Raw genomic sequence first — 20,246 nt, 5'->3', positions numbered from 1 at the left:
GGCTGTGCCTAGCCTGTGAGCCAGCGGGTGCTCGCTCGACCGAACGCAACGGCGAGCCGAAGGGCCCCGATCACGATCGAAGGAGCTCCACATGACCTCAGCGGCCCCCCATTCGGATCGGCGACGGCGCAATCGTGCCGTCGCCGTGGCATTGACGTCGGTGCTCGCCGGCGGACTCGTCGTCGCAGCGTCGCCGGCGTACGCGGCCTCGGCGCCCGAGATCGAGCCGACCTTCCAGGACGGCCTCTCGCAGGCCGTCTTCACGAAGGTCGCGTCCGAGTGGATCAACGAGGAGGCGTGGGTCGAGAGCGACGTGGACTCCGATCGCGACGGCAAGCCCGACCTCGTGCACATCGACGTGAGCCGGGTTCCGCAGACCGCCGACGGCCTCAAGGTGCCGGTGCTCATGGAGATGAGCCCGTACTACGCCGGCGGCACGCAGGTCACGAACTGGGGCGTCGACCACGAGATCGGCGCGCCGCCGACGGAGAAGGACGCGTGGCCCGCCTTCACGCCGACAAATCGCACGAGCCCGCGCATCTCTGGGTCGCTCGAGAACACATGGGTGCCGCGCGGCTACGCCGTCGTGCATGCCGAGGGCTTCGGCAGCGGCTGGTCGGAGGGCTGCCCGACCTCGGGCGGCCTGAACGAGTCCCTGGCGGGCAAGGCCGTGGTCGACTGGCTGAATGGACGCGCCACCGCGTACACGAGCATCGATCGTGCGACCGAGGTGACCGCGGACTGGACGACCGGTCGGGTCGGCATGATCGGCACCTCGTACAACGGCACGCTGCCGATCGGCGTGGCGAGCACGGGCGTCGAGGGTCTCGAGGCGATCGTGCCGGTCTCGGCGATCTCGAGCTGGTACAACTACTACCGTTCGAACGGCGCCGTCCGGGCGCCCGGCGGCTACCAGGGCGAAGACCTCGACGTGCTGGCCGACTACGTCTACACGCGATTCGACCAGGAGATCTGCCAGCCCGTCATCGACGAACTCCGCGCAAACCAAGATCGTGCGACCGGCGACTCCAGCCCGTTCTGGGACGAGCGCGACTACCTCGCCGACGCCGAGAAGATCACGGCCGCCACGCTCGTCGCCCACGGGCAGAACGACTGGAACGTGATGACGAAGAACGCCTCCGACCTGTACGAGGCGCTGAAGGCGAACGGCGTGCCCCACCAGCTCTACCTCCACCAGGGAGGCCACGGCGGCAACCCGAACGACACGCTCCTGAACCGCTGGTTCACGCGCTACCTCTACGACGTCGAGAACGGCGTGGAGCAGCTGCCGAAGGCGTACGTCGTCCGCGAGGACCGCACGCTCACCGAGTACCCCGAGTGGCCCGACCCGGCCATGGAGCAGGTCAAGCTGAAGTTCAGCCCGGCCGCCGCGGCCGACGGGGTCGGTGGCCTCGCCGTCTCGCGTGACGGCTCCCGCGCGACCGAGAACCTGGTCGACGACGCGAGCATCCGCGCGAACGCCCTCGCCGCGGCGGAGACGTCGCCGAACCGGCTCGCGTACCGCACCGAGGCACTCGGTGAGCCGCTGCGCCTCTCAGGCACGCCGTCGGTGTCGCTGAAGCTGTCGGTGGACCGCACCAAGGCCAACCTCACGGCACTGCTCGTCGAGTACCCCGCGACCGGAGCGCCGAAGATCATCACGCGCGGCTGGGCCGATGTCGAGAACCGCAGTTCGTCTGCCGTGACCGAGCCGATCACGCCGGGCACCGCCTACGGCTACGACTTCGACTTCGAGCCGAAGGACTACGTGTTCTCGGCCGGATCGCGGATCGGCGTCGTCATCATGTCGTCGGACTTCGAGTACACCGTGCGCCCGGCGGCCGGAACCGAGCTCACGCTCCAGCCGTCGGCCTCGACGGTGCACCTGCCGCTCGTCGGCGGGATGGACGCGCTGCAGGCTTCGCTCCGCGCGGCTGGATAGCAGCCGCAGCGCGTGACCGGCGCGGCTCGCACCGCGCCCGGCCGAAGGCCCGCACCCGGAAGCATCCGGGTGCGGGCCTTCTCGTCGCCGTCGGCTCAGCCCGTCGGCTCAGCCCGTCGGCTCAGCCCTGCGGCTTGCCCGTGATCTTGAATGAGCGGAGATCGATGTCGCCGACATTGCCGGCGACATCGACGGCGCGAGCCGAGATCTTGTGCTTGCCGTGCGCCCGGATGGCGAACGGCTCGGTGTAGGTCTGCCACGGGCCGCCGTCGATCGAGTACTCGACGAGGGCGACGCCCGAGGCGGGCTGGGGGTCGGGGTCGTTCGAGTTCACCGTCACGCGCACTTCGCCCTTGGCGGTGTACTCGTCGTGCTTGCCGTTGGCCTTGCCGGGGCGATCGCCCTTCGGCTTGCCGTTGCCGTTGCCGTTGTTGGCGCCCGTGCTCGAGTCGAAGACGATCTCGACCGTCGGCGCCGTCGTGTCGACCGGGCTGATGCGAACGTCGAGCGTGACTCCGGTGCCGTCATCGGACTCCGAGGCGAACGCCGGTGAGGGCGCGAGTGCGAGCAGGAGTCCCAGCGCCGCGGCCGAGGCGAGCGTCGACGAGCGCAGGGGCGTGCGTCGCGGCGTGCGCCGCCCGGGGGTCATCGCTGCACCTCCGCCACAGGGCTCTCCGCGCCGGTGCCGCCGGCGTCGCCGGCGCTGACGGTCTGCTCGGCCTCGCGACGGCCCGCCTCACGGGCCTGGTCGACGAGGTGCTCGATCTGCTTCGTGCGGCGACGACGGCCCCAGAAGAGGCCCGTGATCATGAGGGCGAGTGCGAGCACGATGAGGAGCTGCGGCCACGGGATCGCCCAGACCGCGACCTCGACCTCCATCGGGTCGAGTTCCGAGGCCTCCCCGTCGGGCGTGATGACGCCCTGGGTGATCGTCAACGGCAGGGCGACGAAGACGGTCGGCCAGACATCGGGCACTTGGATGCTCAGAGTGCGTCGGTCGCCGGGGAGCAGCTCGATCGGCTGGGCCTGCTCGGTGTCGGGAGCGGGGTAGACGGCTCCGCCGTGCTCGACCGACCCGCTGACCGTGAGCCGCACGTTGCCGGTGTTCTCGAGCAGGTACTCGAGCTCGACCCGACCCGGTTCGAACGGGTTCCACGAGGTGACGTAGTCGGGAGCAGGGGTGACCACGAGGCCCGGTTGCACGACGCCGGTCACGCGCGTCATCACGCGGAATCCGACGCGGCTCTCCACCCCGAGGCCGGCGCCGTCGCCGGCGCTCTCGGTGTAGATCGATGCGGCGATGCCGGCGGCGTGATCGCCGGGGGTCGCGTCGCCCGGCACCTCGATCGTGAACGGCAGCACGGCGGTGCCGCCGGGTGCGACCGTGACCTGCTCGTCGACGGAGATCCAGGTGCCGGCGTCGACCGACTCCGCGTCGGACGGGAGCATGTTGAACCGGCCGGTCGGAGTGAAGTACCCGTCGGCGGCGGTGATCGCGAACGTGACGTCGCGGTCGCCGAAGTTCCGAACCGCGAGGTGCTCGGTGGCGGTGGCACCGGGGTCGAGCTCGAGTTCGACCCACGACCTGCCGTCGGGGCCCGACTCGTCGGCCGGGCTCATCGCCCAGGTCACCGAGGACTCGGTCTCGGTCTCTTCGGCGGCCGCGGCCGCGGGCAGCGCGAGTGCGGTGATCCCGAGCAGGGCGAGGCTGGCGATGACGAGACGGAAGTGCTTCATGGCGCGACGTGTTCTCCGAGCGGGACGGGGGCGTCGGTGCTGGTCGACGCCTCGATCCCGACCCTAGTTCATTCGAGGGGGGAGATGGTGAGGTTACGTCGTGACCTGCTCGGCGCCGCGGTGACGACGAAGACCCGCACCCTCGGGGTGCGGGTCTTCGTTCGTGATCAGCGACTGAGGGTTCAGGCTTCGGCGATGCGCCGGAGCAGCTGGGCGAAGCCCCGCAGCTCCGCCTCGGGATGATCGACGAGCACCGCGTGCAGGCGCTGCTGGTTGCGCTCGCGCACCTCGCGGATCCGCGCCTCGGCGACCGGAGTCGCGACGAGCACGCGCACACGCCCGTCGCGCTCGTCGGCGCGGGTCTCGACGAGTCCGAGCTCCTCGAGCAGGCGCACCTGACGGCTGACCACCGACTTGTCCATCTCGAACATGTCGGCGAGCACGTGCGCGTTCGCGGACCCGAGTCGCACGATCGTCGAGAGCAGCTTGTAGGCCGCGGGCTGCAGGTCGGGGTGCACCTGCTGCGCCGCCTCCTTCCAGACGAGACGGGCCTTGCTGAACAGCACGCTCATCTGCACTTCGACGTCGGCGATGGCCTCGTCGAGCGGTGTGGAAGCCTCGGTCACGATGGTCATGCTATCGCCCGCCGCCCGTGGCGGAGGTGTCGTCGGCGCCGCGCTGACGCGGGGCCGTCGTCGCGGGGCGCGCGGCCGCGGCATCCGCTTCGACGAGCTGGATCGAGGAGGTGACGGGCGCGCCGATCTCGGCCTCTGCGAGGTCGATCGCGACCTGCTCGAACTCCTCCTTCAGCTGCTCGGCGGAGGTCTTCGTCGAGAGCGCCTTGTTCGGCAGGAAGGCGATGGCGATGACGCTCAGCACCGCGAGCGGCACGGCGATCCAGAAGACGTCGGCGATGCCGCTGCCGTAGGCGTTCTCGATGATGACGCGGATGCCCTCGGGCAGTTCGGAGACGTGGGGGATGCCGCCGCCGGCGAGGCCCTTCAGCGCCTCGACGTCTTCGGGCGAGGTGGGCGTGTAGCCCTTCAGCCCCGACGTGATGTGCGTGCCGACCTGCGTGGCGAGCAGCGAGCCCATGATGGTGACGCCGATCGTGCCCGCGATCGTGCGGAAGAAGTTCACGTTCGAGCTCGCGGCACCCAGCTGCGAGGCGGGAGTGTCGTTCTGCACGACGAGCGTCAGGTTCTGCATGACCATGCCGAGGCCGGCGCCGAGCACGACCATGTAGACGCTGACCCAGAGGTAGTCGGTGTCGTAGCTGAGCGTCGTCATGAGGTAGCTGCCGGCGACGACGAGCAGCGACCCGAAGAGCATGAAGCCCTTCCACTTGCCGAACTTGCTGATGAGTGCGCCGATGAGGATCGAGGCGCCCATCTGGCCGACGATCATCGGGATCGTCATGAGCCCGGACTCGGTGGGCGTCGCGCCGCGGGCGAGCTGGAAGTACTGCGCGAGGAAGACGCTGGTCGCGAACATCGCGACGCCGATCGAGACCGAGGCGATCACCGAGAGCGTGAAGGTGCGGTTCTTGAAGAGCGACATCGGCACGATGGGCTCGGCCACGAAGAACTCGGTCACGATGAAGCCGGCGATGGCGGCCGCCGAGACGCCGATCATGACGAAGCTCGTCATGGAGTCCCAGTCGAACTGGCTGCCGCCGAGCGAGACCCAGATGAGCAGCAGCGAGACGCCGACCGTGAGCAGTGCGATGCCGAGGTAGTCGATCTTCACGGCGCGCTTCGGCATGGGCGGCAGGTGGAGCGTGCGCTGGATGACGATGAGGGCGATGATCGCGAGCGGCACGGGAAGGAAGAAGTTGGCGCGCCAGCCCCAGGCGTCGGTCACGACGCCGCCGAGCAGCGGGCCGCCGATGGTCGCGACGGCCATGATGCCGCCGACGAAGCCCATGTACTTGCCGCGCTCGCGCGGCGAGATGATGACGGCGATGAGGATCATGACGAGCGACATGAGGCCGCCCGCGCCGAGGCCCTGGATCACGCGCACGGCGATGAGGGTCGACGTGTCCTGTGCGAAGCCCGCGATCGCCGTGCCGACGACGAACAGGCCGATCGACGTGATGAGCAGCGCCTTGCGGTTCACGAGGTCGGCGAGCTTGCCCCAGATCGGGGTCGAGACGGCCATGGCGAGCAGGCTCGCGGTGATAACCCACGTGTAGGCGGTCTGGTCGCCGCCGAGGTCGGCGATGATGAGCGGCATCGAGGTCGAGACGACCGTGCCGGAGATGACGGCGACGAACATCGCCACGACGAGGCCCGAGATGGCGATGATCACCTCGCGCGGGGTGCGTTGTGCCGGCACGGCCGGCACTGCACCGGTCGCTGGCTTTTCTGCCACTGAAGTCACGTGTTTCCTTACGTCATACAAGTTGATATTCGTCAACTATATATAATTGGTTGCATTGAGTCAACTTTGGACCTCGGTCAACTATTCCCGCGCCGTTCGACCTTCGACGAAGCGGCCCTCGACAACTGTCGAAGGATCATGCGCGGTTGCTCGACACTTGGTCGATGACTGGTCGCCGAGCTGGTTCCTAGGCTGTGAGGCACCGCGCCACCCATGCGGCGATCCTCAGCCCACGACGCAACGCAGCGCCGCTGGCCATCCAGATGAAGGGAACCATCGCATGAACGCCCGACCCCTCGCCCCGCCCCTGACGCCCCGGGCCTCCACGCCGCGTGCGCGGGGCCGTCGCGCCGCCGCCCTCGCGCTCTCCGCAGTGCTGACGACCGGCCTGACCGTCACCGCGGCCCAGGCCGCCAACGCCGACGAGCCCGCCGTCGGCAGCTCGACGCTCGTGCCCATCCAGGTCACCGGCGACCCGTCCGAGCGCTTCTCGCTCGTCATCCTCGGCGACGGCTACACGGCCGAGGAGCAGCCGCTGTTCCGCGAGCAGATCGAGGAGCACCTCGAGACCATGTGGAGCATCGAGCCGTACAAGAGCTACCGCAACTACTTCAACGTGTACGCGGTCGAGATCATCTCGGGGGAGTCGGGCGTCAGCTGCGACTCCTCGCTCGATTCGCCGCGGCGTACGACACCGCTCAAGATGGCGTTCTGGGGCGGATGCAACCCGAACAGCGTGCAGCGACTGCTCACGGTCAACAACTCGCTCGCCCGCCAGTACGCGGCGGCGGCGCCCGAGGTCGACCAGATCCTCGCGATCGCCAACAGCGACACCTACGGTGGCGCGGGCGGAAGCTACGCGACCGCGAGCGGCGGCAACTCCCTCTCCGCGCTGATCTCGCCCCACGAGATCGGCCACTCGCTCGGCGGCCTCGCCGACGAGTACGACTACTACTCGCGCGGGGTCACCACGGGCGACTACACGGGCCCCGAACCCCGGTCGGCCACGCACACGCTGCTGACCGCCGAGGAGATGGCCGCACAGCAGGTCAAGTGGTGGCGCTGGCTCGGCGAGCCGAGCGAGGCCGGGGGCACGATCGGCGTCCACGAGGGCGGCATGTACTACTCGACCGGCGTCTTCCGCCCCAGCCGGCACTCGATGATGAAGACCCTCGGCTACCAGATGGACCAGGTGGGCCGCGAGATCATGACCGAGCGCATCTCCTCCAAGGTGCCGCTCATCGCGGCGGCGCCCGCTGACGGCGCGTCGGTCCCCGACGACGGCGTGATCTCCATCGACGTCGCCCACCCCGTCTACCACGAGCTCGACATCGAGTGGACGGTCGGCGGCAAGGCCGTGCCGAACCCCCACAACACCACGCACCTCGAATTGAAGAAGACGCCGGCCAAGCCCGGTGACGTCGTGACGGTCACGGTCGTCGACAACACGCCGTTCGTGCGCGACCCCGCGCTCCGCGACGCCCCGTCGATGACCCAGACGCGGACGTGGACCGTCGGCGCCGAAGCGCCGGCGTCGAGCGACGTCGAGCCGGCCTTCACCGAGTCGACCCGCACCGACCGCCCCGTCGGCTCGCTCGACGTGCTCTACGTCGAGACCACGCACCGCCCCGACCGCCTCTTCGAGGTCACGTGGACCGTCGACGGCGAGCGCGTCGGCAACCCGCACGACGCGCGCACCCTCGAGCTCGCCGACCTCGGGCTCGCTGCCGGCACGCACACGGTCACCGCGACGGTCTCCGACTCGAAGCGCCACGGCGCGGCCTCCGAGACGCTGACCTGGACGGTCGACGCGGCCGGCCCCTCGGTCGAGGCGGTCATCTCCGCTCCGGTCGAGACGACCGTCGGTGACAACGGCGAGCCGCACTACGTCGTCGACGAGTCGTTCACGATGAAGCTCACCGCGACCGACGACCAGGCGGGCGCCCTCGTCACCGAGTTCCGCCTCGACGGCGACGGCTGGCACAACTACTACGGCTGGCCGACCGACGCGGACGCCCCGTTCCTGTTCACCCCCACGGGCACGAACGTCGACGACCTCGTCTACGGCAACCTCGGCACGGGCGGCATGTCGCTCTCGCCGTTCCAGCCGCGCGAGCCGGGCTACGGCGCGCACCGAGTCGAGTACCGCTCGACGGATGCCGCGGGCAACATCGGTCCGGTGCAGGCGTTCACCGTCGAGGTGCGCCCCTGAGCTGGCCGATGCGCCGCGCCGGCGCATCGTCGCGCGACTGATCGCACAGGGCGCCCGGGTCAGACGACCCGGGCGCCCTGCCGATTTGGCGGATGCCGCGGCATCCGTTAGCCTGTACGGAGCCGAAGACCGCTGGTTGTCGTGCGCCCGCTGTGTTGATCACAGCGTGACGCGACCGAAGTCTTGCGAAAGCAAGGGCCCGCGCAGGTGTGACGAAGACTTCCGGGAGACCGGCCGAGCTCCGCGCAACTGCGCCGGAGCTTTTTTGTTGCCCGCAGCACCTCGCCACTTGAGCCGCGATCCGAAGCCGTGCACCGCCATCGCGATGCATGTTGAGACACAAGGAGTGGCCATGGCGAACAAGGAAGCCTCGGTTGCCGAACTCACGAACCTGTTCGAGAGCTCGACCGCCGTTCTGCTGACCGAATACCGCGGCCTGACGGTTGCCCAGCTCAAGCAGCTGCGCAACGACATCCGTCAGGACGCGAACTACGCCGTGGTGAAGAACACGCTGACCAAGATCGCCGCGAACAACGCGGGTATCTCGACGCTGGACGCCGACCTCGTCGGTCCGTCCGCCGTCGCCTTCGTGCACGGCGACTTCGTCGCCACCGCCAAGGCCGTTCGTGACTTCGCCAAGGCAAACCCGAATCTTGTGATCAAGGGCGGCGTCTTCGAGGGCAAGGCCCTCAACGCCGACGAGGTCAACAAGTACGCCTCGCTCGAGAGCCGTGAGGTTCTGCTGGCGAAGGCAGCGGGAATGATGAAGGCGACGATGGGCAAGGCTGCCGCCACCATCGACGCGCTTCGCGAAAAGCTGGAGACCGCGGCCGCGTAAGCGCCCGACGTTCTCGTTCTACAACACCAAGAAATCTAGGAGATACATCATGGCGAAGCTCACCACTGAAGAGCTGCTCGAGCAGTTTTCGGGTCTGACGCTTGTCGAGCTCAGCGAGTTCGTGAAGGCGTTCGAAGAGAAGTTCGAGGTCACCGCGGCCGCTCCCGTCGCCGCTGCCGGTGGCGCTGGCGCTGCTGCTGAAGAGGTTGAGGAGAAGGACTCCTTCGACGTCATCCTCGAGGCTGCCGGCGACAAGAAGATCCAGGTCATCAAGACCGTCCGCGAGCTCACCTCGCTCGGTCTCGGCGAGGCCAAGGCCGTCGTCGACGGTGCTCCCAAGGCCGTGCTCGAGGGCGCGAACAAGGAGACCGCCGACAAGGCGAAGGAGGCCCTCGAGGCCGCCGGCGCCACCGTCACCCTCAAGTAATCCGGCGCGCTCGTTCGAGCGCACCTGCTTGAGGTGACTCGCGTCACCTGAATCACACGGATGCCCCGTGGCTCACGAGCCACGGGGCATCCGTCGTTCTGCGCCCGCCCGCTCAGCGCGGAGCGGCCGTCGAACTCGCGCGAACGACGAGGCGGGTCGGCATCGGTGCGCCCGAGTCGGGGAGCGGGTCGGCGACCTCGCCCTCGCCGAGGAGGCGCAGCACGACCTCCACCGCCGACCGGCCCTGCTCGCCCGGGTACTGCTCGATCGTCGTGAGGTCGAACATCTCGGCGTACTCGTGTCCGTCGACGCCGACGACCGAGAGCTCCCTGGGCACGGCGATGCCGAGGCGCTCGGCCGCGCGCATGGCGCCGAACGCCACCTCGTCGGATGCCGCGAACACCGCGGTCGGTCGAGGGCCGGGGTGCCCGAGCAGCTGCAGGGCGGCGCGATAGCCGCCGGGCATGGTCATCTCGGTCTCGACGATGTCGGCGGGCGACGGCACCTTGCCGACGGCGCCCATCGCGTCGAGGAACCCGTGTCGTCGCCGGCCCGGCACCGAGTCGGGGTGCGCGCGGGCTCCGCTGCCCGCGAGGTGCGCGATACGGGTGTGGCCGAGGTGCAGCAGGTGCTCGGTCGCGAGCTGGCCGACCGCTCGGTCATCGACCGAGAGCCGCGCCGAAGTGCCCCCCGTGCCGCCGAGGCACACGAGTGGCTTCTCGCGGCGCTCGAGCGCGGCGACCTCACTCTCGTCGAGATCGACCCCCACCGCGATGACGGCGTCGACCCGCTTGCGGGCGAGGAAGAACTCGAACACCCGAGTGCGCTCGGGGCCGCGCTCGGAGAGGTTGTAGAGGGTCAGGTCGTAGCCGGCCGTGAGCAGGGCGCGCTCGATGCCCTCGAGCACCTCGCCGAAGAACCAGCGGTTGACGAACGGGATGACGACCCCGATGTTCTTGGTTCGCCCGGTGACGAGACTCGCGGCGTCGGGGGAGGCGATGTAGCCGATCTCCGCTGCGGCGGACTCGACCCGTCGGCGCGCCGCGTCGGCGACATAGCCCTTGCCCGAGAGCGCGCGGGAGGCAGTGGCCTTCGAGACGCCGGCGAGGCGTGCGACATCGCCGATGGCGGCCATGCGAGCCTCCCTCCGTCGGGCTGGTTCGAAGCAGAGTGTACTGCCCGGTGTGGTCGATGTGGAACCGGTTCCTGCTCGAGCCCCCAATCCGACGCAGCGACCGATCGGCACGGTGAGAGCGCTCTCGGCTAGCTCATGCGGCAGTGCGCGGGAGTGGCCGAACCGTGACCTCCGATCCCTTGTGACGAGGGCGGAGGGTGTTCTAGCGTTGAGGCTGGAACCGGTTCCCGGCTTCGCCTGCACCACATTCACTCGACGAGGAGATGACATGAGAATCAGACGGCATCGCCGTTGGATGGCCCCCGTGGTGGCGGCCGCGGCGGTTGGACTCGCCCTCACGGGCTGCACCGGAGACATCGCGGAGGAGGACGCGGCCGACGTCGATTGCACCGACTACGAGGAGTACGGCACCTTCGAAGACGCCGAGGTCAGCGTCGCCGGCACCATCCTCGACCTCGAGGCCGATCGCCTCATCGAGTCGTGGGCCGACTTCGAGACCTGCACCGGCATCTCCGTCGACTATCAGGGATCGAGTGAGTTCGAGGCGCAGATCGCCGTGCTCGCCGAGGGTGGCAACGCCCCCGACGTCGGCATCGTGCCGCAGCCCGGTCTGCTCGCACGGCTCGCCACCGGCGGCTGGCTGATCCCGGCCTCGGAGTCGGTCGAGGCCAACGTCGACGAGTGGTGGTCCGAAGACTGGAAGCAGTACGGAACCCACGACGGCACCTTCTACGCAGCGCCGCTCATGGCCAGCATCAAGGGCTACATCTGGTACTCGCCGGCGGAGTTCGAGGAGAAGGGCTACGAGATCCCGAAGACCCTCGACGAGCTCACCGAGCTCTCCGCGACGATCGCGGCCGAGGGCGACCACAAGCCCTGGTGCGTCGGCCTCGAGTCGGGCGACGCCACGGGCTGGCCGGGCACCGACTGGATCGAGGACTACATGCTGCGCCTCCACGGCGCCGACGTGTACGACCAGTGGGTCACCCACGGCATCCCGTTCAACGACCCGCAGGTCGCCGAGGCCTTCGACGCGGTCGGTGAATACCTGAAGAACGACGAGATGGTCAACGGCGGCATCGGCGACGTGTCGACGCAGGTCACCGAGGCGTTCCAGACCGCCGGCCTGCCGATTCTCGACGGCGAGTGCTCGCTGCACCACCAGGCCTCGTTCTACGAGACCTTCTGGAACCCCGAGGGCGGCGACGAGAACACCGTCGCGTCCGACGGCAGCGTGTTCGCGTTCCTCCTCCCGCCGGTCAACGCCGACGACCCGCTGTCCGTCACGGGCGGCGGCGAGTTCCCGGTCGCGTTCCGCGACGCCGAAGAGGTCGAGGCGTTCCGCACCTACCTCTCGAGCGACACGTGGGCCAACAACCGGGTGAGCCTCGGCGGCGTCATCAGCGCCAACAAGGGTCTTGACCCGCAGGTCGCATCGAGCGAGTTGCTGACGCAGTCGATCGAGATCCTGCAGGACCCCGAGACCACGTTCCGGTTCGACGGTTCCGACCTGATGCCGGGTGCCGTCGGCGCCGATTCCTTCTGGAAGGGCATCGTCGCCTGGGTCACGGGTGGAGAGACCGCGCAAGTGCTCGACACCATCGAGTCGAGCTGGCCGCAGGGTTAGCTGGCGCGACTCACGCCCGAGGGGCATGATCGGAGGGCGGGGATTCGAAGTCCCCGCCCTCCGTCACCCGCCTTCGACCCGACTCCGGTTTTCAACGACGAACATTGGGAGGCACGATGACCACCGCCGATCTGCTCGGCAAGCTCCTTCAGGTGGTGATGGGGCTCGCGGTGTTCGCCGCGGTCATCGGCCTCCTCATCTTCTTCATCGACAAGGCCCCGAAGAAGGGCCGCGACTACTGGCAGCTCGGGCTCTTCCTGCTGCCGGCGATGCTCTTCATCGCGATCGGCCTCGTGTACCCGGCGATCCGCACGAGCCTCCTGGCGTTCCAAGACGCGAGCGGTGACTGGACCCTCGACAACTTCGTCTGGACGTTCACGCAGCCGGCGGCCATCCGTACGCTGATCAACACGATCATCTGGGTGCTGCTCGTGCCGACCATCTCGACGGCGGTCGGTCTCGCCTACGCCGTGTTCATCGACAAGTCACGGGGCGAGCGCTATTACAAGGTCATCCTCTTCATGCCCATCGCGATCTCATTCGTCGGCGCGGGCGTCATCTGGAGCTTCGTGTACGACTACAACGGAGTCGGCGAGCAGATCGGCCTGCTGAACGCCCTCGTCGTCGCGGCCGGCGGCGAACCGGTGCAGTGGTTGCAGACCGATCCGATCAACACCTTCCTCCTGATCGTCGTCATGATCTGGATCCAGACCGGCTTCGCCATGGTGCTCCTGAGCGCGGCCATCAAGGGAGTGCCGACCGAGCAGATCGAGGCGGCGCAGCTCGACGGCACGAACGGCTGGCAGCGCTTCCTGAACGTCACTGTTCCGGGAATCCGCGGTGCTCTCGTCGTGGTGCTCACGACGATCTCGATCGCGACGCTGAAGGTCTTCGACATCGTCCGCACGATGACCGCCGGAAACTTCAACACGAGCGTCATCGCCAACGAGATGTACACCCAGGCGTTCCGGGCGAGCGAGGTGGGGCGCGGTTCGGCACTCGCGCTGATCCTCTTCGTGCTCGTGCTCCCGATCGTCATCTACAACGTCAACGTGCTCCGCAAGCAGAGGGAGATCCGATGAGCAGCGTCGCCCCCGCCGATCTCCCGGTCGGTGAGAACCTCGGCTCCATCGAGGCCGCCGAGCGCAGTGAGTACGGCCCCAAGACGGCCCGTGTGAAGAAACGGCTGACCTCGCGCACCGCGACGATCATCTCGCTCATCATCGCGGTGCTCTGGACCATCCCGACCTTCGGCCTGCTCGTCTCGTCGTTCCGGCCAGCAGAGCTGATCCGCACCACCGGGTGGTGGACGATCTTCCAGAACCCGGGGTTCACGCTCGACAACTACCGCGACGTGCTGCTCTCGACATCGTCGTCGTCGCCGCAGCTCGGCGCGTACATCGTGAACTCGATCGCGATCGCCGTGCTGGCCACGTTGATCCCGCTCGTCTTCGCCTCGATGGCCGCGTACGCGTTCGCGTGGATCCGGTTCAAATGGGTCAACTGGCTGTTCATCTTCGTGTTCGCGTTGCAGATCATTCCGCTGCAGATGGCGCTCGTGCCGCTGCTGCAGATCTTCTCGACGTGGCTCCGGCCCATGCAGGCCTGGTTGCACGACGTGGTGCCGATCATCCCCGAGCAGAATTACCTGCCCCTGTGGCTCGCGCATTCGATGTTCGCCCTGCCACTCGCGATCTTCCTGCTGCACAACTTCATCTCCGAGATTCCCTCCGACGTCATCGAGGCCGCACGGGTCGACGGCGCGACGCACGGGCAGATCTTCTTCCGCATCGTGCTGCCGCTCGCGACGCCCGCGCTCGCGTCGTTTGCGATCTTCCAGTTCATCTGGGTGTGGAACGACCTGCTCGTCGCGCTGATCTTCTCGGGCGGCACGCAAGACGTCGCCCCGCTCACCCAGCGATTGGCAGAGATGGTCGGCACGCGCGGTCAGGACTGGCAGCGCCTCACCGCGGCCGCGTTCATCTCGATCGTGATCCCGCTCGCGGTCTTCTTCGGGTTGCAGCGCTACTTCGTGCGCGGCCTGCTCGCGGGTTCCACGAAGGGGTAGCCGGCTCGGGCGCCGGCGGATGTCGTGGACGAGAGCCGCGGCATCCGCTGCGCTCTGCTCTGCTCGCGGCGAACGACGGGTGACGTGTGCGAGGGGCGGCATAGGGTGATGCCATGAGCATGCACGGGGGAGCGCCACGCGGCGGCGGAACCGGCGGCGGCGGTCGCGGCGGCGGGGGCGGCAGCGCCGGAGGGGGTTCCCGCCGGGTGTTCGCCGCCGACGAGGAGGCGCAGCGCGCCGCGAACGCCGAGGCGCCGCAGGTGCCGAATCTGCTCGGCCGCATCGCCGAACTGTTCGCTCCGCACAAGGCCGCGCTCATCACGACGATCGCGCTCGTGCTCGTCGGGGCGGCGCTCGCCATCATCCCGCCGCTGCTCACCCAGCGCGCGTTCGACGACGGGCTGTTCCCGGTCGACGCGAGCGGCGAGGCATCCGGACCGAACCTGCCGGTGCTCACGTGGCTCGTCATCGCGATGATCGCCGTCTTCATCGTCTCGGCGCTGCTCGGCGTCTGGCAGACGTGGCTCACCGCGACGATCGGCAACAACGTCATGGGCGCGCTGCGCGTGCGTCTCTTCACGCACCTGCAGGCCATGGAGCTGAGCTTTTTCACGCGCACGAAGACGGGCGTCATCCAGTCGCGACTGCAGAACGACGTCGGCGGCGTCGCCGGCGTGCTCACGAACACCGTGTCGAGCGTGCTCGGCAACACCGTCACCGTGATCTCGGCGTTCATCGCGATGCTGATCCTCAACTGGCAGCTCACGATCATCGCGCTCGTGCTCATGCCGTTCATGGTGATCGCGCAGCGCCGGGTCGGCCAGGTGCGGGCGCGCATCGCGGGCAAGACGCAGGAGTCGCTGTCGGAGATGACGGCGATCACGCAGGAGACGTTGAGCGTCTCGGGCATCCTGCTGTCGAAGAGCTTCACCCGGCAGAAGAGCGAGATCGAGCGCTACGCCGACGAGAACCAGAACCAGATCCACCTGCAGGTCAAGCAGCAGATGACCGGTCAGTGGTTCTTCGCGATGGTCAACATCTTCATGTCGTCGATTCCCGCGATCGTCTACCTGGTCGCCGGTTGGCTCGTCACCGGCGGGGCAGCGGATGTCACGGCGGGCACGATCGTCGCATTCACGACCGTGCAGGCGCGCCTGCTGTTCCCGCTCATGGGGCTCATGCGCGTCGCGCTCGACCTGCAGACCTCGAGCGCCCTGTTCGCCCGCATCTTCGAGTACCTCGACCTGAAGCCGGCGATCGTCGACAAGCCCGACGCGGTGCCGGTGCCGACGGGCTCGGCGCTCGGGCGGGTCGAGTTCGACGAGGTGTCGTTCCGCTACCCCGACGCCGACGACGACTCGCGCCCCACGCTCGATGCCGTGAGCTTCACGATCGAACCCGGTCAGTTCGCGGCGTTCGTGGGGCCGTCGGGCGCGGGCAAGACGACGGTCTCCTATCTCGTGCCGCGGTTGTACGAGGCATCCGGCGGTGTCGTGCGCTTCGCGGGCGTCGACGTGCGCGATCTCGATCAGGAGTCGCTCATCTCGCACATCGGCATCGTGAGCCAGGAGACGTACCTCTTCCACGCGACGATCGGCGAGAACCTGCGGTACGCGCGGCCCGATGCGAGCGATGCCGAGCTCGAGGTGGCGGCACGGGCGGCCAACATCCACGAGACCATCGCGTCATTCCCAGAGGGGTACGACACGGTCGTCGGCGAACGCGGCTACCGGCTCTCGGGCGGCGAGAAGCAGCGCATCGCGATCGCACGGGTGCTGTTGAAGGATCCCGCGGTGCTCGTGCTCGACGAGGCGACGAGCGCGCTCGACACGATCTCGGAGCGCGTCGTGCAGCAGGCGCTCGACGACGCCTCGCGCGGGCGAACGACCATCGCGATCGCGCACCGGCTCTCGACGGTCGTCTCGGCCGATGTCATCTTCGTCGTCGTCGCCGGCCGCATCGTCGAGCAGGGTACGCACGCCGAACTCGTCGGCGCCGAGGGCGTCTACGCCTCGCTGTACCGGCAGCAGGAGGAGCGTTCGGTGCTCGAGCCCTGAGCGGCTGAATCCGCGATTCGGGGGACACGGATTCGCTCGTACCTCTTGCGACCGGTGCACCCTGCGCCGCTAGAGTGTGGAGCAATTGCCGGGGGGCTGAGGGGGGCGACGTGTCGACGACGGAACGAGACGCGCCTCCTGAAATGCCGTCGGACGCCGATGCCGCAGCACCGCCACCGGCGGCTCCGCCCGGGCGGAGCCGCGATTCGCGGGAGCCGCGCGAGCCGAGAGAGCGGAAACTGCGCGGTTCGAAGCCGCGCAGGGTCGGCCTCAGCATCCAGTCGAAGCTGCTCATCATGCTGCTCGGGGTGAGCCTCGTCTCGTCGGTGATCGTCGGCATCATCGGCTTCGTGAGCGGGCGGGAGTCGCTGCGGGCCGCCGCGGTCGACCAGCTCACCACGATCCGCGAACTGCGCACTGGCGAGCTCGAGCGGGTGTTCGGAGGTGTGCAGACCGGGGTCACCCTCGACTCGCGCAACCTCAGCGCCCAGAACGCGTCGGTCGCCCTGAACGCGGCGTTCGCCGAGGCGCAGTCGCGCCCGCTCAGCGATGCGCAGCGGGCGGAGCTCGAGGCGTACTACGACGACGAATTCAATGCCGCGCTGTCGGCTCGCGCCGGCGGCACCTATGCGGCCGGCGCATTCATCCCAGAGTCGGTCGCCGGCCAGTACCTGCAGTACGAGTACACCTCGAAGGTCTACCGATTCCCGGGCGGCGAACTCGACTTCGAGGCGGCCATCGCCGCCGGAGATGCCGGCGACGGCAGCCCGTGGTCGGCCGCGCGCGAGCGGTACCACGACTACTTCGAGCGGATCATCGCCGCGTCGGGCTACGACGACGTGCTGCTGCTCGACACCGAGGGCAATGTCGTCTACACCGCCTACTCCGGTCCCGATCTCGGCATGAACATCACGACCGGGCCGTTGAAGGACTCCGGACTCGCCGAGGCGTACCGAGAGGTGATGGCCACGAACTCGGTCAACGCGCTCGCGACGACCGATTACGAGCGGTACATCCCGTCGCTCAACGTGCCCGCGATCTGGGTGGTCTCGCCCGTCGGCAATTCGGAGAGCGTGACCGGCGCCCTGGCGGTGCAGATTCCCATCAACATCATCAACGACGTGCTCACGGGCGACGAGCGCTGGAAGGAGCAGGGTCTCGGCGACACCGGCGAGGTCTACATCGTCGGCAGCGACGACCTGATGCGCAGCAACTCGCGCCTGCTCATCGAAGACCCCGAGGAGTTCGAGAAGGCCGCGGTGGCCAACGGAACTCCGGCGGATCTCGCCGCACGCGAGGTGGAGGTCGGCGGCACGGTGCTGCTGCAACCGGTCACCACCGAATCGGTGCGCCTCGCCCAGCAGGGCAAGTCCGGCACCACGATCTCGAGAGGGTACCTGGGTCGCGAGAACATCACCGCGTACACCCCGGTCGACATCGACGGGCTCAACTGGGTCGCAGTCGCCCGCATCGATACCGCAGAGGCGTTCGCGCCGGTGGCCGACTTCACGCGCAACCTGGTGATCTCGACCCTCGCGATCCTGCTCGCGGTGAGCGTGCTGTCGATGCTGCTCGCCCAGGTGTTCACCCGGCCGGTGCGCCATCTCTCCGATGCGGTGCGCCGGGTCGCGGGCGGCGACCTCACCGTGCAGGTGCCCGCGGGGTCGCGCGACGAGTTCGGCGACCTCGGCAACGCCTTCAACGACATGAGCTCGAGCCTGCGCATCAAGCAGGAGCTCATCGACGAGCAGCGCACTGAGAACGAGCGCCTGCTGCACACGCTCATGCCAGAGACCGTGGCGAAGCGCTATCAGGACGGCGAGGAGACGATCTCCGAGGTGCACCAGGATGTCTCGGTCATCTTCGCCGAGCTCATCGGCTTCGACGACTTCACGGCATCGCTGTCGAGCGAGGAGGAGCTCGCGCAGCTCAACTCGCTCATGCGCGGCTTCGACGAGGCGGCCGAGCGCACGGGAGTGGAGAAGGTGCGGACGCTCCGAGGCGGGTACCTCGCGAGCTCCGGTCTCATCGTGCCGCGGGTCGACAACGTGCGGCGGGCGGTCGAGTTCGCCACCGAGCTGCGCTCGGTCATCGAGCGGTTCAACGCGGGCAACGACGCATCCGTAGAGCTGCGCGCCGGCATCGCGACGGGCACCGTGACGAGCGGGCTCGTCGGGCGCACGAGCCTCGCCTACGACCTCTGGGGCGACGCCGTGAACCTGGCGTATCGGGTGCGCAGCGTCGACGGCAGGCCCGGCATCTACGTGAGCCAGGCGGTGAAGGACCGCCTGCAGGACGGGGTGCGCATCGTCTCGGCGGGCACGATCGAGACCGCGGGCGGCGCCGAGACCGTGTGGCGGGTGGAGTAGCCCGTGGACGAGCTCTTCGGAGAGGGCTGGCTGGTCTGGGGAATCGTGCTCGCCCTCGGCGTGCCGGTGCTGCTCGTCGTGCTCACCGAGGTGCTCGGCTGGCTGACGCGGCGGGGCAGTGCGGCCGCCGGTCCGGTGCGGCTCCTGCGCAACTGGGTGGTGCCGGTCGGTGCCCTCTTCGGACTGCTGGTCTTCGCGCTCCAGTCGCCCGCAGAGCAGGTGTGGGCCCGCGTCGTCGCCACGGTGCTCGGCTTCCTCGTCATCCTGCTGGTGCTGAGCGCGCTCAACGTCGCCCTCTTCGCGAACGCGAAGCCCGGCAGCTGGCGCGAGCGCATCCCGTCGATCTTCGTCGACCTGGGCCGGCTCGTGCTCATCGTCGTGGGTGTCGCGGTGCTCTTCTCCTGGGTGTGGGACGCGGATGTCGGCGGGCTCATCGCCGCGCTCGGCGTCACGTCGATCGTCATCGGCCTCGCCCTGCAGAACGCGGTCGGCGGCATCATCTCGGGCCTGCTGCTGCTGTTCGAGCAGCCGTTCAAGCTCGGCGACTGGCTCGACACCGGCAGTGTGCGCGGACGGGTCATCGAGGTGAACTGGCGGGCCGTGCACATCGACACCGGCGCCGGCGTGCAGATCGTACCGAACGCCTCGCTCGCGAACGCCTCGTTCACGAACCTCAGCCTGCCGACCGAGTTGCACCGCGCCATCGCGACGGTGACTTTTTCGACCGACGATCCGCCGCACGAAGTCATCGACCTCGTCGTCGATGTGGCGCGCGGGCTGCCGATGGCGGCACCGGGCGAGCAGCCCGCCGCGCGTTACCTGGGCGCGGCGAAGTACGAGGTCGAGGTTCCGGTCTCCGGTCCGGCGGCAGCGGATGACGCGGTGTCGCTCCTGCTCGCGTGGCTCTGGTACGCGGCGCGGCGGCGCGGCCTTTCGCTCGACGGCGACTCGACCGATCCCGTCGCCGAGCCGTCGCGACTCGCGGAGGCGCTCGAGCTCATCGCGCCGGCGTTCCGGTTGAGCCCCGACGACCGTGAGCGGCTCGCACCATCGTGTCGCCTCGAGCGGTACGGCACGGGGGAGATCGTGCAGGAGCCCGACCGGGTGCCCGACCTCCTCAAGGTCGTCGTCGACGGGCGGCTGGCCCTGTCGATCGTCACCGATCGGGGCGCGATCGAGTCGGGGAGCGCCGACGTCGGCGAGTCGGTCGGGCAGACGGTGCTCACCCGCGAGCCGTCGTTCGTGCGGGCCGTCGCGGCCGAGGTCACCACGATCCTCGTGATGCCGCTCGCGGTGATCGACGAGATCGTGCGGTCGAACCCGGCGGTGGCGCGCGACATCGGCCAGGCCATCGAGAATCGGCGGCGCGCGGCATCCGATGCCCTCGCGGCCGCCGGCATCGTGCGCGGGGCGCTGGGCGGACGACGGTAGGCGCGCTGCGACATCCCGATC

General features: G+C 68.7%; 15 protein-coding genes. 10 read left to right on the top strand and 5 right to left on the bottom strand.

The features are described from left to right. Positions 1-91 precede the first annotated feature (91 nt). On the top strand, positions 92-1,942 hold the full coding sequence (locus VPH61_RS01940; protein ID WP_332061835.1) for a Xaa-Pro dipeptidyl-peptidase: 1,851 nt from the start codon (positions 92-94) through the stop codon (positions 1,940-1,942). Positions 1,943-2,063: 121 nt separating this feature from the next. On the opposite strand, the gene VPH61_RS01935 is transcribed toward VPH61_RS01940, so the two are convergent. The 4 genes from VPH61_RS01935 to VPH61_RS01920 all read right to left on the bottom strand — a co-directional run bounded on the left by VPH61_RS01935 (position 2,064) and on the right by VPH61_RS01920 (position 6,061). Next, positions 2,064-2,591: an OmpL47-type beta-barrel domain-containing protein gene (locus VPH61_RS01935; RefSeq protein ID WP_332061834.1), complete on the bottom strand. Its 528-nt coding sequence runs from the start codon at positions 2,589-2,591 to the stop codon at positions 2,064-2,066. Beyond that, on the bottom strand, positions 2,588-3,679 hold the full coding sequence (locus tag VPH61_RS01930) for a WxL protein peptidoglycan domain-containing protein (protein ID WP_332061833.1): 1,092 nt from the start codon (positions 3,677-3,679) through the stop codon (positions 2,588-2,590). Before VPH61_RS01930 ends, VPH61_RS01935 begins: the two co-directional genes overlap by 4 nt. A 182-nt stretch (positions 3,680-3,861) precedes the next feature. After that, a complete protein-coding gene (locus VPH61_RS01925; RefSeq protein ID WP_332061832.1) occupies positions 3,862-4,314 on the bottom strand; it encodes a MarR family winged helix-turn-helix transcriptional regulator in 453 nt (150 codons plus the stop codon). A gap of 1 nt (position 4,315) precedes the next feature. Further along, complete coding sequence (locus VPH61_RS01920; RefSeq protein ID WP_332061831.1) at positions 4,316-6,061, bottom strand: MDR family MFS transporter; 1,746 nt, start codon at positions 6,059-6,061, stop codon at positions 4,316-4,318. A gap of 280 nt (positions 6,062-6,341) precedes the next feature. Here VPH61_RS01920 and VPH61_RS01915 point away from each other — a divergent pair, with 280 nt between their 5' ends. The 3 genes from VPH61_RS01915 (at position 6,342) to rplL (ending at position 9,538) form a co-directional block, all read left to right on the top strand. Then, positions 6,342-8,273, top strand: a complete 1,932-nt coding sequence (locus VPH61_RS01915) for a M64 family metallopeptidase (RefSeq protein WP_332061830.1) — start codon at positions 6,342-6,344, stop codon at positions 8,271-8,273. Between the two features lie 352 nt (positions 8,274-8,625). After that, the gene (gene rplJ / locus VPH61_RS01910; protein WP_332061829.1) at positions 8,626-9,111 is read left to right on the top strand and encodes a 50S ribosomal protein L10; all 486 of its coding nucleotides are present in this window, start codon (positions 8,626-8,628) and stop codon (positions 9,109-9,111) included. Between the two features lie 49 nt (positions 9,112-9,160). Then, positions 9,161-9,538, top strand: coding sequence for a 50S ribosomal protein L7/L12 (gene rplL / locus VPH61_RS01905; protein ID WP_332061828.1), 378 nt, complete (start codon positions 9,161-9,163; stop codon positions 9,536-9,538). 112 nt (positions 9,539-9,650) lie between these two features. On the opposite strand, the gene VPH61_RS01900 is transcribed toward rplL, so the two are convergent. Then, complete coding sequence (locus tag VPH61_RS01900) at positions 9,651-10,673, bottom strand: LacI family DNA-binding transcriptional regulator (RefSeq protein WP_332061827.1); 1,023 nt, start codon at positions 10,671-10,673, stop codon at positions 9,651-9,653. Between the two features lie 268 nt (positions 10,674-10,941). On the opposite strand from VPH61_RS01900, the gene VPH61_RS01895 reads away from it, so the two are divergent. The 6 genes from VPH61_RS01895 to VPH61_RS01870 all read left to right on the top strand — a co-directional run bounded on the left by VPH61_RS01895 (position 10,942) and on the right by VPH61_RS01870 (position 20,225). Continuing rightward, on the top strand, positions 10,942-12,300 hold the full coding sequence (locus tag VPH61_RS01895; RefSeq protein WP_332061826.1) for an ABC transporter substrate-binding protein: 1,359 nt from the start codon (positions 10,942-10,944) through the stop codon (positions 12,298-12,300). 116 nt (positions 12,301-12,416) lie between these two features. After that, entirely contained in the window at positions 12,417-13,382 is a 966-nt protein-coding gene (locus tag VPH61_RS01890; protein ID WP_332061825.1) for a carbohydrate ABC transporter permease, read from the top strand. Then, the gene (locus VPH61_RS01885) at positions 13,379-14,368 is read left to right on the top strand and encodes a carbohydrate ABC transporter permease (protein ID WP_332061824.1); all 990 of its coding nucleotides are present in this window, start codon (positions 13,379-13,381) and stop codon (positions 14,366-14,368) included. Before VPH61_RS01890 ends, VPH61_RS01885 begins: the two co-directional genes overlap by 4 nt. A gap of 113 nt (positions 14,369-14,481) precedes the next feature. Continuing rightward, the gene (locus tag VPH61_RS01880; protein WP_442879038.1) at positions 14,482-16,425 is read left to right on the top strand and encodes an ABC transporter ATP-binding protein; all 1,944 of its coding nucleotides are present in this window, start codon (positions 14,482-14,484) and stop codon (positions 16,423-16,425) included. 110 nt (positions 16,426-16,535) lie between these two features. Next, complete coding sequence (locus tag VPH61_RS01875) at positions 16,536-18,794, top strand: adenylate/guanylate cyclase domain-containing protein (protein ID WP_332061823.1); 2,259 nt, start codon at positions 16,536-16,538, stop codon at positions 18,792-18,794. A gap of 3 nt (positions 18,795-18,797) precedes the next feature. Continuing rightward, positions 18,798-20,225, top strand: coding sequence for a mechanosensitive ion channel family protein (locus VPH61_RS01870; RefSeq protein WP_332061822.1), 1,428 nt, complete (start codon positions 18,798-18,800; stop codon positions 20,223-20,225). Positions 20,226-20,246 lie beyond the last annotated feature (21 nt).

Source organism: Agromyces sp. CCNWLW203 (genome assembly GCF_036576125.1).
Taxonomy (GTDB): Bacteria; Actinomycetota; Actinomycetes; order Actinomycetales; family Microbacteriaceae; genus Agromyces.
Note: the sequence above shows the minus strand (reverse complement) of the source record. Positions and strands in the feature narration are given on the sequence as shown.